This window comes from Rhodococcus sp. IEGM 27 (assembly GCF_033142305.1).
Lineage (GTDB): Bacteria > Actinomycetota > Actinomycetes > Mycobacteriales > Mycobacteriaceae > Rhodococcus_F > Rhodococcus_F oxybenzonivorans.
The window spans coordinates 176,549-190,853 of the sequence record NZ_JAWLSG010000004.1 but is presented as its reverse complement, the minus strand read 5'-3'; the positions used below and the strand labels follow the sequence as shown (position 1 = coordinate 190,853).

At 67.1% G+C, this 14,305-nt stretch carries 10 protein-coding genes; 6 read left to right on the top strand and 4 right to left on the bottom strand.

From position 1 onward, the window contains the following. Positions 1–7 precede the first annotated feature (7 nt). Positions 8–1,267, bottom strand: a complete 1,260-nt coding sequence (locus R4P95_RS15755) for a hypothetical protein (RefSeq protein WP_317746013.1) — start codon at positions 1,265–1,267, stop codon at positions 8–10. 104 nt (positions 1,268–1,371) lie between these two features. On the opposite strand from R4P95_RS15755, the gene R4P95_RS15750 reads away from it, so the two are divergent. Beyond that, positions 1,372–2,151 (top strand): FAD:protein FMN transferase, encoded by a 780-nt coding sequence (locus tag R4P95_RS15750; protein ID WP_317746014.1) that lies wholly within the window; start codon positions 1,372–1,374, stop codon positions 2,149–2,151. 20 nt (positions 2,152–2,171) lie between these two features. Here the strand turns inward: R4P95_RS15750 and pgi are convergent, their stop codons facing one another. Beyond that, positions 2,172–3,824 carry a glucose-6-phosphate isomerase gene (gene pgi / locus R4P95_RS15745; protein ID WP_213576795.1) on the bottom strand — a complete coding sequence of 551 codons (1,653 nt, stop codon included), beginning with the start codon at positions 3,822–3,824 and terminating at the stop codon, positions 2,172–2,174. Between the two features lie 69 nt (positions 3,825–3,893). On the opposite strand from pgi, the gene R4P95_RS15740 reads away from it, so the two are divergent. Then, entirely contained in the window at positions 3,894–5,348 is a 1,455-nt protein-coding gene (locus R4P95_RS15740) for an NAD-dependent succinate-semialdehyde dehydrogenase (RefSeq protein ID WP_317746015.1), read from the top strand. A gap of 131 nt (positions 5,349–5,479) precedes the next feature. Here the strand turns inward: R4P95_RS15740 and R4P95_RS15735 are convergent, their stop codons facing one another. Then, positions 5,480–5,776, bottom strand: a complete 297-nt coding sequence (locus R4P95_RS15735) for a chorismate mutase (protein WP_109332711.1) — start codon at positions 5,774–5,776, stop codon at positions 5,480–5,482. A gap of 272 nt (positions 5,777–6,048) precedes the next feature. Here R4P95_RS15735 and pcrA point away from each other — a divergent pair, with 272 nt between their 5' ends. Continuing rightward, the gene (gene pcrA, locus R4P95_RS15730) at positions 6,049–8,532 is read left to right on the top strand and encodes a DNA helicase PcrA (protein WP_213576797.1); all 2,484 of its coding nucleotides are present in this window, start codon (positions 6,049–6,051) and stop codon (positions 8,530–8,532) included. A gap of 80 nt (positions 8,533–8,612) precedes the next feature. Here pcrA and R4P95_RS15725 read toward each other — a convergent pair whose 3' ends face one another. Continuing rightward, positions 8,613–9,707, bottom strand: a complete 1,095-nt coding sequence (locus R4P95_RS15725; RefSeq protein WP_213576798.1) for a M23 family metallopeptidase — start codon at positions 9,705–9,707, stop codon at positions 8,613–8,615. Between the two features lie 232 nt (positions 9,708–9,939). Between R4P95_RS15725 and R4P95_RS15720 the strand changes: the two genes are divergently transcribed. The 3 genes from R4P95_RS15720 (at position 9,940) to sucD (ending at position 14,176) form a co-directional block, all read left to right on the top strand. Then, on the top strand, positions 9,940–11,919 hold the full coding sequence (locus R4P95_RS15720; RefSeq protein WP_317746016.1) for a hypothetical protein: 1,980 nt from the start codon (positions 9,940–9,942) through the stop codon (positions 11,917–11,919). 168 nt (positions 11,920–12,087) lie between these two features. Next, positions 12,088–13,257, top strand: a complete 1,170-nt coding sequence (gene sucC, locus R4P95_RS15715) for an ADP-forming succinate--CoA ligase subunit beta (protein WP_109332700.1) — start codon at positions 12,088–12,090, stop codon at positions 13,255–13,257. A gap of 16 nt (positions 13,258–13,273) precedes the next feature. Next, the gene (gene sucD / locus R4P95_RS15710; RefSeq protein ID WP_015889388.1) at positions 13,274–14,176 is read left to right on the top strand and encodes a succinate--CoA ligase subunit alpha; all 903 of its coding nucleotides are present in this window, start codon (positions 13,274–13,276) and stop codon (positions 14,174–14,176) included. Positions 14,177–14,305: the final 129 nt, after the last annotated feature.

The window sequence follows — 14,305 nt, the reverse complement described above, 5'->3', positions numbered from 1 at the left end:
CGGGACGTCACCAGCCGCGGGCCCGGAGTTCGTGCCGGGTCAGCACGTTTTCGGCACGTTCACGGAGGGCGGTGTGGCTCGGGACATCGAGTGATTCCAGGGCGAGGGTGTAGCGCCCGTCGAACTTGCTCAGGTAAGCCGACATTCTGGTGCGGCTGGAGACGATGCCGGGGTGCACGGCCCGCGTGGCGATACCCGTTGTGTGATGTCCACCCAGGACACCGAGTGCGTCGGGAAGCGGCCCGATGTTCGAGCACAGAACGTCCCGCTCACCGGGGTTGCCTGTCAGCGCGTGGGCGAGCCGGTCGGGGATCAGCTGCAGCATTTCTTCCGGGAAACCTGCCGGGCTCGTCATCGGCGTCGAGGTGAACGCCGCACGACTCGACGCACGGACATCGGCGACGGTGTCGTCCGGTGCCACCGCCACCTCGACCATTGCCACCGAGTTCGCGGCCGCGGTGGAGTCGCCGCCGCCGCGCACATCCATCGGCACGCTGATCGTCAGAGGCGCCGACTCGTCGTCGCGGCGGGCGATCTCGGCGACCACCGACAGGAACAGACTGTTCGCCGTCCCGCCGGACTCCTCGGCGGCGACTTCCCAGGCACCCGCGTCCACATCTACCACCGCCGAAGCGGCCCTGCGGTGGAACACCTCGGGGCGCACCGTGCTGTCCGCGCGTACGAAGTCGCGCAGCTCGGTGCGGCGGTCGGAATCGATCAGCAGGCCGGCAACTGCGCGCACCGTTCCTTCGGTGACCCGCCGGGTCAGAAGGGCCGCGTCCCAGACGTCATCGATCGGCCCACGGTGACGCGGCGCAGCGGACGGTGGCGTGCCCTGCAACGCGTCCGCGATGGCGGCGGTCAGGCCCCTCGCATCCGCGAGCACATGTGAACACACCAGCGACAGCACTGTGCCGCCGCCGTCGAGACGCCCGCAGGCCAGCCGCCACCCGGGGCCCCGTTCGGGGTCGACCGGCAAGGCGGCCTGCTCGTCGGCCCATTCGAGCAACGCCGCGGCAGGGACGGTGGCGTACTCGACGGGGAATGCTCCCGAGCTGGGCGCGAACCGTGGCCGGGCACCGGGGACCCGCGAGCGGATCACCCGCCTGCCCAGCGGACCGCGTGACAGCAGGACGCGGAGAGACTCCAGGACTTCTTCGTCGATCCGGCCGTCGGTGCGCCACAGACCCTGCATCACGATCGGCGTCCCCCACCCCCGATGGGTGCGGAGAAACATCTCGTCGACAACGCTCAACCGGGCGCTCACCTGCCGGAGTCTACGACCGCCGGCAACACAGGCGCACGACCTCCTGGACAACCGGCGCATACTGGATTTGCAGCACAGTGAAGGAACTGCACACGGAGCACGCCATGGTGAGTGTCGAGAAGTGGAAGGTCTGGGGTTCCGTCGTGGAAGTCGACGTCACCGAGGGTGCTGCACTGCCCGAGGCGACCGCGCTGATCGCAGGTGTCATCGAGGAAACCGAGGCGGTGTGCGACCTTCAGCGCGGGGATGCCGAGATTCACGCCGTGAACCTGTCACAAGGCGCACCGGTGAAGGTGAGCCGGCGGATGTCGGCGCTGCTTCGTTCCGCGTTGTGGGCGGCGCGGATGACCGACGGTGTGGTCGATCCGCTCGCCTCCGAGATGGCGGACGACACCCTCATTCCCACCGTGCATCCGGTGCCGAGTTTCCGTGACATCCAGATCGACGACGACGTGGTGTTCGCGCCGTGGGGCGCATCCTTGGACATCACCGACACCGCGAAGGCCGATACGGTCGATCGTGCGGCGGCGCTCGTCGCGCGCGAACTCGAGTGCGGCGCAGCGGTGCGTATCGGCGACGTGATCGCTACGGCGGGTCACTGCCCGGCCGGCGGCTGGCAGATTTCGGTGCCCGGAAACGGAGACGTCGAATTGGTGAACGGAACGGCGATGGCGACGGCATTCGCGCCGCCCGTCAGCGAACCGCCGTCGAAAACCGAATGGGAATCGGTCACGGTGATCGCCGACGACGCGCTGTGGGCCTACGCCGCCAGTGTCGCCGCTCTCGCACGGGGCATCGGCGCCATCCGCTGGATCGAACAGCAGGAGCTACGCGCCCGGCTGGCGGATCGCTCGGGCCGCGTCTACACCACCGAGAACTGGTAAGTCAGGCGAGAACTGGTAAGTCAGGCCCGACCGCGCTGACGGCGGTACCAGCGCACCAGGCTGTCCGTCGACGTATCACTCTGCGCGGCAGGTGACTCCGCGGCGGTGAGCACCGGCTGCAATTCGACGGCCTGCGTCTTCCCGAGTTCGACGCCCCACTGATCGAACGAGTCGATGCCCCAGATGACGCCCTCGACGAACACCTGGTGCTCGTACAGCGCGATGAGCTGCCCGATGACGGACGGGGTGAGCTTGGGCGCGAGGATGGTGGTGGACGGCCGGTTCCCGGGCATCACCTTGTGTGGCACCAGGTGCTCCGGGGTTCCCTCCGCCGCGATCTCCTCCGCGGTCTTGCCGAACGCCAGGACCTTGGTCTGGGCGAAGAAGTTGCTCATCAGCAGGTCGTGCATGCTGCCCGTGCCGTCCGCGGTGGGCAGATCGTCGGTGGGTTCGCCGAAGCCGATGAAGTCGGCGGGAACGAGCCGCGTCCCCTGATGCAGAAGCTGGTAAAAGGCGTGCTGGCCGTTGGTGCCCGGCTCGCCCCAGAAGATCTCACCGGTGGAGGCGGGAACGGGGGACCCGTCGGCCCGCACCGACTTGCCGTTCGATTCCATCGTCAGCTGCTGCAGGTAGGCCGCAAAGCGCACGAGATCGTTGGAATACGGCAGCACCGCACGGGACTCGGCGCCGAAGAAGTTGGAGTACCAGAGCCCGAGGAGCCCCAGGAGAACCGGCGCGTTCTCCTCCAGTGGAGCCGTCCGGAAATGCTCGTCCACCGCGTGGAACCCGGCGAGGAACTCCGCGAAACGCTCCTTGCCGATCGCAGCCATCACCGACAGTCCGATCGCCGAATCGACCGAGTACCGTCCCCCGACCCAGTCCCAGAATCCGAACATGTTGGCAGTGTCGATACCGAAGTCGGCCACGCGGTCGGCATTGGTCGAGACCGCAACGAAATGTTTTGCCACAGCATCGGTCCCGAGACCCAGGCCGTCGAGAAGCCACCGCTTGGCGGCAGTGGCATTGGTGAGGGTTTCGAGTGTGGAGAATGTCTTGGACGCCACGATGAAGAGCGTCGTGGCCGGATCGAGACCGTGCAACGTGCGCACCAGATCCGACGGGTCGATGTTCGAGATGAAACGCACGCTGATCCCGGCATCGACATAGTGCCGCAGGGCCCGGTACACCATCACCGGCCCCAGATCGGACCCGCCGATGCCGATGTTGACGACGGTCGTAATCCGCTCGCCCGTGGCGCCTCGCCATTCCCCGGACCGCAACCGATCGGTGAAATCGCCCATGCGATCGAGAACCTCGTGCACGTCCGCCACCACGTCCTGGCCGTCCACGGTGAGCGACGCGTCGGCAGGCAACCTGAGAGCGGTGTGGAGGACGGCGCGATCCTCCGACGTGTTGATGTGCTCGCCCGCGAACATCGCGTCCCGGCGGGCTTCCAGGTCTGCGCTGCGCGCCAGATCGACCAGCGACTCGAGGGTCGCGCGATCGACGCGGTGCTTGCTGTAATCGATGAACAGATCGCCCGCAGACACGGTGAGTTCGCGGCCCCGAGCCGGATCCTGATCGAAGAGCTCCCGCAGATGAACGGACTGGATTCGGGCGTGATGATCGCGCAATTTCTGCCAGGCAGCGGTTTCGGTGATGTCTGAGCTCACGAGGTTCGAGCTTAGTGCCCGCGCGTCGAAACTTCCGTGTGAAGTCTGGTGCGGCGCATGATGGACCCCATGGATTCCCGCGAACTCATTCGACAAGTTCCGACGACCCTCTTCCTCGGTGGTGAGCAGCGCGACGCCGAAAACGGTGCCACCTTCACCGTCTTCGACCCATCCACCGGTGAGGCCCTCACCGAGGTGGCGGACGCCAGTCCGGCCGACGCGATGAAAGCTCTGGACGCCGCAGTGGCGGTTCAGAGCGAGTGGGCGGCCACGCCGGCCCGCGCCCGCGGTGAACTGCTGCGAGCCGTGTTCGACAGGATCATCGAGCGTGCCGACGACTTCGCCCTGTTGATGACCCTGGAAATGGGCAAGGCCCTACCGGAGAGCAAGGCGGAGGTGAAGTACGGCGCCGAGTTCTTTCGCTGGTTCAGTGAGGAGGCGGTGCGGATCTCCGGCCGCTACACACCCGCGCCCGCCGGCAACGGACGGGTGCTCGTGACCAAACAGCCGGTCGGTCCGTGTCTCGCGATCACCCCGTGGAACTTCCCCCTCGCGATGGGCACCCGAAAGATCGGTCCGGCGCTGGCCGCGGGCTGCACCATGATCGTCAAGCCTGCCTCCGAGACGCCGCTGACGATGCTGTTGCTGGCCGAGGTCATGGCCGACGCGGGACTGCCGAAGGGTGTCCTGTCCGTACTGCCCACGTCGAAGTCCGGGGAAGTGACGGGTCCGTTGCTGGACGATCGGCGCCTGCGCAAGCTCACGTTCACCGGTTCCACCGGGGTCGGGCGCATGCTGATCGAGAAGTCGGCCAAGGGTCTGCTGCGCACGTCGATGGAACTGGGTGGCAACGCGCCCTTCGTGGTCTTCGACGACGCCGACGTCGACGCAGCGGTAGAGGGCGCCGTTCTCGCGAAGATGCGCAACGGGGGCGAAGCGTGCACGGCCGCCAACCGTTTCCACGTCGCGAACAGTGTCCGCGAGGAATTCACCGCCAAGCTCGTCGACAAGATGTCGTCGTACACACTCGGACCGGGGCAGGACCCCGACACCACACTCGGCCCGCTGATCAATGCGGATCAGCTCGAGACCGTCAGCGAACTCGTGCAGGACGCCGTCGGTGCGGGAGCCCGCGTCCGGCTGGGCGGTGCGGCGCCGGAAGGGGCGGGCTACTTCTATCCGGCCACCGTCCTCGACGACGTCCCACGACAGGCCCGAATCCTGAAGGAGGAAGTGTTCGGCCCGGTTGCCGCGATCAGCGGTTTCGACACCGAAGACGAGGGCATCGCCGCAGCGAACGATACTGAATACGGTCTCGCTGCCTACATCTTCACCCGGGACCTCGACCGTGCGCTTCGCGTCGCCGATCTCCTCGAAACAGGCATGGTGGGCGTCAACCGAGGCGTCATCTCGGACACCGCTGCCCCCTTCGGCGGCGTCAAAGCATCAGGCTTCGGGCGCGAAGGGGGCAGTGAAGGTATCGAGGAGTACCTGGAGACCAAGTACGTGGCACTCGAGTCGTAGAGATCGAGGGGCACCGGGTGAGGCGGCCGCTGTCGTGAACCGACGGCGGCCGCGCCTGAGGCGACTCGGTCGGGGCGACTCGGTGACCGAAGAGGCTCGGTGAGCGAGTCGGGCTCAGAGACCGAAGGGGCTCAGTGACCGAGGCGGCCGCGCCCGAGGCGCAGCAGGAGCATCGCGAGAGTGTGGCCTTCCTGGCCGAGTTCGTTGAACCGCTCGAGCACCTTCATCTCGCGGCTGTGGACCAGGCGCGGGCCGCCGGATGCCATGCGGGTGGCACCGATGATCTGCGAGACCTCGGACCGGCGCTTGATCGCGGCGAGAATCTCGGCGTCGAGCTTGTCGATCTCCTGACGGAGAACCTCGATCTCGGCCTCGCTGGTGGGAACAGCGGTGTCCTTGGCGGCTGATGCGACGGTCTGAGTGCTCATTGGTTCGTCTCCCTCTTGTCAGAACGTGGATCGTTGTTTCGGCTCGAGTCGTTACCGATCCAGGCTCGTTTGACGAAAAAAGCCCCGGATCCGGTGTGGACCTCGGGGCTCGTGAGCTGTTCAGTTCACGGGCACCGGAGGCCGGTACCCATAAAAAATCGCCACTGGGGGCGCGATGGCTGACTGAACACGTGTACCAGTTTGCCACGGGGGTACCACGCAGGCCAAGCGGCTGTGACGCTGTCGGTGGACGCCGGTAGGTTTAGTGGACGATGAATACTATTTCGCGTACTGCTTCGCACACCGGTGCCGTGGCCACGCCGCGCGCATCCACGCCCGCGCGCGCCGGCTCGGACACCCTTCTCGAGGGCCTCAATCCGCAGCAACGCGAGGCTGTCGTGCACGCTGGTTCTCCGCTTCTCATCGTCGCGGGTGCCGGGTCGGGGAAGACGGCAGTGCTCACCCGCCGTATCGCGTACCTGCTCGCGGAACGTGGTGTGATGCCGGGCCAGGTTCTGGCCATCACCTTCACCAACAAGGCCGCGGCGGAGATGCGCGAGCGGGTCGCGCACCTGGTCGGTCCGCGTGCCAACAACATGTGGGTGTCCACGTTCCACTCGAGTTGCGTACGTATCCTGCGCGCCCAGGCCGCGCTGCTTCCGGGGCTCAACTCCAACTTCTCCATCTACGACGCGGACGACTCGCGGCGCCTGTTGACGATGATCTCCAAGGATCTGAACCTCGACACCAAGCGATACACCGCGCGGCTTCTCGCCACCCACATCTCGAATCTGAAGAACGAGCTGGTCGACCCGGAGCAGGCCGCTGCCGATGCCGACAAGGATCCGGCGGAGCTGCCGCGTCTCGTCGCGAAGGTGTACGGCCATTACCAGCAGCGGCTGCGCTCGGCCAACGCCCTCGACTTCGACGACCTGATCGGCGAGACCGTCGCGATGCTCCAGGCGTTCCCGCAGGTCGCTGAGTACTATCGGCGCCGGTTCCGGCATGTGCTGGTCGACGAGTACCAGGACACCAACCACGCGCAGTACATGCTGGTCCGCGAACTGGTGGGCAGCACAACGGTGGACCCGAATGCCGAGCACAGCATCGCTCCTGCCGAACTGTGTGTGGTGGGCGATGCGGATCAGTCGATCTACGCGTTCCGTGGTGCCACCATCCGCAATATCGAAGAGTTCGAGCGTGACTATCCCGACGCCCGCACCATCCTGCTCGAGCAGAACTACCGGTCCACGCAGAACATTCTCTCCGCGGCGAACTCCGTGATTTCCAAGAACACGGGCCGTCGTGAGAAGCGGCTGTGGACCGACTCGGGCGAGGGCGAGCTCATCACCGGCTATGTCGCCGACAACGAGCACGACGAGGCGTCCTTCGTCGCGTCGGAGATCGACAAGCTGGTCGATTCCGGAGAAGCCAAGTTCGCTGATGTTGCGGTGTTCTACCGCACCAACAACTCCTCGCGTGCACTCGAGGAAATTTTCATCCGCCTCGGTGTTCCGTACAAGGTGGTCGGCGGCGTGCGGTTCTACGAGCGCAAGGAGGTTCGCGACATCGTCGCGTATCTGCGGGTGCTCGCCAACGAGGACGACACTGTCAGTCTGCGTCGTATCCTCAATACCCCGCGCCGTGGCATCGGGGACCGGGCCGAGGCGTGCGTGGCGGTGCATTCGGAGCAACGGGGAATCAGTTTCGCGGAGGCGCTGCGCGATGGCGGCGAGGGCCGGGTGCCGCTGCTGAACACCCGCTCACAGAAGGCCATCGCGTCCTTTCTCGAGTTGATGGACGGATTGCGGATGATGCTGCCGCCCGAGTTCAGCTCGGACGAGGTGGTCCCGGATCAGCTGGGCGACATCGGCGACGTCGTCGAGGCGGTGCTCGAGCGGACGGGGTATCGCGCCGAGCTTGCCGCCAGCAGCGACCCACAGGACGGTGCCCGGCTCGACAACCTCAACGAATTGGTGAGTGTTGCACGGGAGTTCAGCTCCGACGCCCGTAATGCTGCCGGGCTGATCGACACCCCCGAGGACGGTGACGTCGACGCGCGCGACGGTGAACCCGACCCCGGCTCCCTGGCCGCCTTCCTCGAGCGAGTGTCGCTGGTCGCCGATTCGGACCAGCTGCCCGACTCCGACGAGGGCGTCGTCACCATGATGACTCTGCATACGGCGAAGGGGCTCGAGTTCCCCATCGTGTTCGTCACCGGGTGGGAAGACGGCCAGTTCCCGCACATGCGGGCGCTCGGCGACCCCACCGAACTGTCGGAGGAACGCAGGCTGGCCTACGTCGGCATCACCCGTGCCCGGAAGCGGCTGTATCTCACCCGCGCAGTCATCCGGTCGGCGTGGGGGCAACCCATCCAGAACCCGGAGTCACGGTTCCTGCAGGAGATTCCGACCGATCTGGTGCATTGGCGTCGTGAGGACCCGGGAACCGGAATCGGTTCCGGCGGCGCGATCGGTGGCGGCCGCGCCCGAAGTTCCGGCTATGGCGGCCAGGGTTACGGTGGCCACAGTTACGGCGGCAGTTCGTCCGGTACGCCGAGTTTCGGTGCGGCCCGCTCGCGCAACAACAACCTGGTCCTCGCCGTCGGCGACCGTGTCACCCACGACAAATACGGTCTCGGCACGGTGCTGGAGACCAAGGGTGCCGGACCGACTGCCACCGTCACGATCGACTTCGGAAGCGCCGGCAAGGTCCGGCTCATGCTGATCGGTGGAGTTCCCATGACCAAGCTGTAGGGCTGCACACAGACAACTGCGGCGCATGCACTGTGCATGCGCCGCAGTCGTCTGTGGTTACGTTCCGGAGTGTTTTCCGCTCAGTCCATCTCGGGGCCGAGGCTGATGCCGCGCGAGGCCAGCCACGGCAGGGGATCGACCTTGTTCTCGCCGCCGAGGTGAACCTCGAAGTGCAGGTGCGGGCCGGTGGAGAATCCGCGGTTGCCGACGGTGGCGATCTGGTCACCCGCCATAACCTTCTGGCCCACGGTGACGTTGGAGGTGTTGATGTGCCCGTAGACGGTGACGGTGCCATCGGCGTGCTTCAGGCGGACCCACATGCCGAACCCGGAAGCCGGCCCGGAGTCGATGACCTCGCCGTCGGCCACGGCCACGATGGGGGTGCCGATGGGGGCCGCGATGTCGACGCCCGCGTGGAGCGTGCCCCAGCGCGATCCGAAGTTCGAGGTGAAGGTGCCGATCGTGGGGAGAACGAACAACGGCCGACGGGCCGCAGCCTCGCGGGCGGCGCGCTCTTCGCTGAAGCGCTGTCCCTTGGCGAGGAGGTTGCTGAACTGGGACAGGTCGGTGGGATTCGCGACGTTCAGGACCTGGGGGGCGTTCGACTCGGATGCGACGGTGTCGGCGACGGTGGAGAACTGGGCCGCCTGCGGCTCGGCGGTGGTGCCGATGACGCTCGACTCGTCACTGGCGAGGGCGACCTCGGAGTGATCGGTGGAGTTGGACGAAGAGCCGCTGACTGCGGCCTGACCTGCTGCGACGACGGCGCCCGCTGCGACTGCGAGAACAGCTGCGCGGCCCTTGAGGGCTGAGGGGGGAGTGGGAAGTCGGTGCGCTCCGCGGCGGGAGTGGGAGGGCGTGCCCTCGGGGGACTCGATACCGCTGCGGGGAATGAAGCCGGGGATGTCGAACTCGGAGTCGTAACTGCTCACAGCGTCGACGCGGTGATGGCCGGAACGCGGAGCGTTGTGCCTGCTGGAGCGGGGAGAATGCGAATCACGGGAGAACATTGTGGAAATCTCAGAACTATCGGTCTCGGTGTAACGCTCGACCGATCGTGGGGGATACGTGGGCGTGACCTCGTCGTTGTGACCAACCGAGAACGAAGGCTCACGTTCCTCGTCAGCGTGGTGATTCACAAAACGGCTGGCCGTGAACTGGCTGCGGTGGTGCATACGCCCGTCCAACCTCCTGCTCGTGACCTGCCTGTGACTTAGACCCTGGCGACGGTAACGAAACGGTTGCGATGCGCGCAACCTGTAACGCGAATGAACAGCTACTTGTGACGGGCATCACAACGTGAGCTGGGGGAATGTGGGCGCGGGTAATCGGTCTCGATTCGATCTCCAGGGGAGAAGCGCGTGTCACACCGGCCGCGGGCCGGGTGCGAGGCGTTAGCGTCGGTCCGTGGCGTCATCAACTCGTTCCGGAGAAGGCCCCCGGGCGCAGCCCGAACGTATTCCCAGAGCCGAGCCCGAACGTATCCCTTCCTCGGGAGGCGGCGCTCGATCCGCCGCGGTCGAGGAGCCGGATCCCGACAAGGCGCGTCGAGGGTGCACGACCGCTGCCATCCTGGCTTTCGTCGGAGGACTGGGTGTCGCTGCCGCACCCGTCCTACAAGCGGCACGGCCGGCGGTAGGCGCCACGGAGTTGCCGGGAGTCGGCGCCGCGGCCGTGTGGGCGGCAGTATTCGCCCTCGCAGCGCCGATCGTGGCGGCCGCCGCCCTCGTCGCGCGCAGGACGGCATTCGCCGGCGGCCTCCTCGCGGGCGCGGGTGCGGTCTCGATCGGCCCTGCCATCCTGGACGTTCAGCTGTGGACGGACGCAATCGATGCCAACCGACTGGAGCTGTTCCGTCCGCAAACGGCGGCGGAACTCACCGCGGGTACCGGCGCCTACACGCTCGTGGCCGGTCACATCCTGATCGTGCTCGCCGGCCTTCTCGGGATGGTGACGGTCCACCGCTGCTCCCTCCTCGACGGCTACGGCGATGCGCGCAGTTCCGAACAGGTGGGACGCGCGACCGGCGCGCGAGTCGGTTTCCTCTTGTCCGTGGTGACGGTGGCAGCGGCCGTGGTGCTGGTCGGAGCACTGTTCGCGCCCGCCCTCGTATCCTCCGATCCCGTCATCCTCGTGCCGACCGTGGTCGAATCCGATCTCGCGACCTCGATCGGGGCCGCGGCGATGGCCGTCGCCGTCCTGATCGCCGTCGCGTCCGCGTTGGCGTCGATCTCCCCGCCCGTGTCGGCGGGAGTCCTGATCGGGTCCGGGCTCGCTGCTCTGGGTGTAGTCGGGACGCGCCTCGTGGCAGGACTGGCCGCGGGCGAACGCATCGGGGTCGGGCCGGGCTCGGTGTGGGGAACCGTCGGGGCCGGCGCGTTGGTACTGGCGGGGCTGTGTGTCCCCGCGATCGACCGCGCCCGCGACGGGCGCATCCTGCAGGCGCTGGCCGGCGCCGCGACGGATCGGACGGTGACACCGGCCACGGGGAAGGCGGGGGCTGTCACACCGTCCGGAAAAGGCGTTGCCAAGGCCGCCGCCCGAGCGGAAGCCGAGGCAGCTCGCGCACGGCTCGCCCGATGGCACCTCGCCGCCGGAACCGCCGCAGCCCTCACCGCCGTCCTCGCCGCGACCGGGGCTTTGCTTCCGGTACTGGACACGCCCGCCTCGTTGGCGCGTCCCGACGTTCTGGCCACCCGGGTCGTCCTCGTCGCCGCCATCGTTCTCGCCGTCGGAACGATCTGGTTGTTCTTCTCCGAATTCGCTTCGACGGTGCGACCCGCGGTCGGGATTCTGTGGGTGACGATTCCCTTCTCCGTCGCGGCGGTGACCCAATCCGTGGTGCTCGCCACCGATGTACCGGGTATCAGTGCCGGCGCCGGCGCGGTTCTGCTGTGGTGCGCCGCGGTCACCGCCGGCGTGACCGGGGTGCTCACCTGGTTCGCCGGTTCCGCGGAACGGGAGGAGATCGATACCTCCGAGGAGCGCTCGACCGATCTCGCGGTCCTCGTGGTCGGGGGACTCGGCGCCCTGTCCGCGTTCGTCGGACTGGCACTTCCGCTCTACTCCGGCACCGATGCTGTGGGCGAACACACCGCTGCCGCCACCTTCGGGGAACTTCCCTGGGGGCTCGACGTGTGGGGGCGGGCGTTGCTGGGCGCGACGGTCGTCCTCGCGGTGATCGTGGCCGCGCGTGCGAGGCCCGTCCGGGCATGCGCACTTCTCCTGGGGACAGGCGTCGCCATGGGGGTGTATTTGCTGTCCTGGCCACTCACCCGAGCGCGGCTGGAGGCCCCGGAAATGGGGGCCGGTGTCATCCCGTCCGCAGTGGGCATAGTGTTGGTTGCGGCTGCCGCGGCCCTCACAGCACGCACCGGAAAACGGTGAGCGCCCCGCCGAAAAATCGGTGAGGCGCACCTCAGGGGGGCGTATCGCGTGATGTGGACCACATACCATGCACGCGGGCGCAGACCTGGCCCGGCAACTGGTTAAAGTCCAAAACAGACCCGCTCCTACCCCTCGAGCGGGTGTCAACGCAGACGAGACGGTGAGCAGATGGATCTCTTCGAATACCAGGCGAAGGAACTCTTCGCCAAGCACGAGGTGCCGACTTCGGCTGGGCGTGTTACCGACACGGTCGCCGGCGCGCGCGAGATTGCCGAAGAAATCGGCAAGCCCGTGATGATCAAGGCACAGGTCAAGGTCGGCGGCCGCGGCAAGGCGGGTGGCGTCAAGTACTCCGCAGACGTCGACGCCGCCCAGGCGAACGCCGAGGCGATTCTCGGCCTCGACATCAAGGGCCATGTCGTCAAGAAGCTCCTGGTCGCAGAGGCGAGTGACATCGCCGAGGAGTACTACATCTCATTCCTGCTCGACCGCACCAACCGCACCTACCTGGCCATGTGTTCGGTGGAAGGTGGAGTCGAGATCGAGGTCACCGCCGAGGAGAACCCCGACGCCCTCGCCAAGATCCCCGTCGACGCCGTGAAGGGTGTCGACCTCGCGTTCGCGCGCAGCATCGCCGAGGCAGGAAAGCTGCCCGCCGAGGTGCTCGACGCAGCGGCCGTCACGATCCAGAAGCTGTGGGACGTCTTCATCAAGGAGGACGCTCTCCTCGTCGAGGTCAACCCGCTGGTCCGTACCCCTGACGACCAGATCCTCGCGCTCGACGGCAAGGTCACGCTGGACGAGAACGCTGCCTTCCGTCAGCCCGGCCACGAGGCGTTCGAGGACAAGGACGCCACCGACCCGCTCGAGCTCAAGGCCAAGGAAAACGACCTCAACTACGTCAAGCTCGACGGACAGGTCGGAATCATCGGAAACGGCGCCGGCCTGGTCATGTCGACCCTGGACGTCGTCGCCTACGCCGGTGAGAAGCACGGCGGCGTGAAGCCCGCCAACTTCCTCGACATCGGCGGCGGTGCGTCCGCCGAGGTCATGGCCAACGGGCTCGACGTCATCCTGAACGACGAGCAGGTCAAGAGTGTGTTCGTGAACGTGTTCGGTGGCATCACCGCGTGTGACGCGGTCGCCAACGGCATCGTCGGCGCCCTGAAGACGCTCGGTGACGAGGCCAACAAGCCGCTGGTCGTCCGCTTGGACGGCAACAATGTCGAAGAGGGTCGCCGTATCCTCGCCGAGGCCGCTCACCCGCTGGTCACGGTCGTCGGAACCATGGACGAGGCCGCCGACAAGGCTGCCGAGCTGGCCTTCGCCGCAAAGTAAAGGGACTTAAAACAACATGGCTATCTTCCTGACCAAGGACTCCAAGGTCATCGTCCAGGGCATCACCGGCGGCGAGGGCACCAAGCACACCGCGCTGATGCTCAAGGCCGGTACTCAGGTCGTCGGCGGCGTCAACGCCCGCAAGGCCGGCACCACCGTCACCCATGACGGCGGCGTCGAGCTCCCCGTCTTCGGCACCGTCGCCGAGGCGATCGAGAAGACCGGTGCGGACGTCTCGATCGCGTTCGTTCCGCCGGCCTTCGCCAAGGACGCCATCGTCGAGGCCATCGACGCGGAGATCCCGCTCCTCGTGGTCATCACCGAGGGCATCCCCGTGCAGGATTCGGCGTACGCCTGGGCGTACAACGTCTCCAAGGGCAACAAGACCCGCATCATCGGCCCGAACTGCCCCGGCATCATCACCCCGGGCGAGTCGCTGGTCGGCATCACCCCCGCCAACATCGCGGGCAGCGGCCCCATCGGTCTCGTTTCCAAGTCGGGCACGCTGACCTACCAGATGATGTTCGAGCTGCGTGACTTCGGTTTCTCCACCGCCATCGGCATCGGCGGCGACCCGGTCATCGGTACCACCCACATCGACGCCATCGAGGCGTTCGAGAAGGACCCCGAGACCAAGGTCATCGTCATGATCGGTGAGATCGGTGGCGACGCCGAAGAGCGTGCCGCCGACTACATCAAGGCGAACGTGACCAAGCCGGTCGTCGGCTACGTCGCCGGCTTCACCGCGCCCGAGGGCAAGACCATGGGCCACGCCGGCGCCATCGTCTCCGGCTCCTCGGGAACCGCGCAGGCCAAGAAGGACGCCCTCGAGGCGGCCGGCGTCAAGGTCGGCAAGACGCCGTCCGAGACCGCTGCGCTCGCTCGCGAGATCCTGCAGAGCCTGACCGTCCAGGCCTAGGCGCTCCGCGCCCGTGGGGGGGGGGGGGGGGGGGCCTCGAGCGCACCCCCCCCCCCGCCCCCCGCGCCGGGGCCACGGCACGCCCCCCCCGCGCGGGGGGGGGCCGCCCCCCGCCCCGCGGCCGCGCCG

Bases quoted from the DNA above. Each gene is read 5' to 3' on its own strand.
- pcrA (WP_213576797.1), top strand. From the start codon at position 6,049: ATGAATACTATTTCGCGTACTGCTTCGCACACCGGTGCCGTGGCCACG.
- sucC (WP_109332700.1), top strand. From the start codon at position 12,088: ATGGATCTCTTCGAATACCAGGCGAAGGAACTCTTCGCCAAGCACGAG.
- R4P95_RS15735 (WP_109332711.1), bottom strand. From the start codon at position 5,776: ATGAGCACTCAGACCGTCGCATCAGCCGCCAAGGACACCGCTGTTCCC.
- sucD (WP_015889388.1), top strand. From the start codon at position 13,274: ATGGCTATCTTCCTGACCAAGGACTCCAAGGTCATCGTCCAGGGCATC.
- R4P95_RS15725 (WP_213576798.1), bottom strand. From the start codon at position 9,707: ATGCACCACCGCAGCCAGTTCACGGCCAGCCGTTTTGTGAATCACCAC.
- R4P95_RS15740 (WP_317746015.1), top strand. From the start codon at position 3,894: ATGGATTCCCGCGAACTCATTCGACAAGTTCCGACGACCCTCTTCCTC.
- R4P95_RS15750 (WP_317746014.1), top strand. From the start codon at position 1,372: ATGGTGAGTGTCGAGAAGTGGAAGGTCTGGGGTTCCGTCGTGGAAGTC.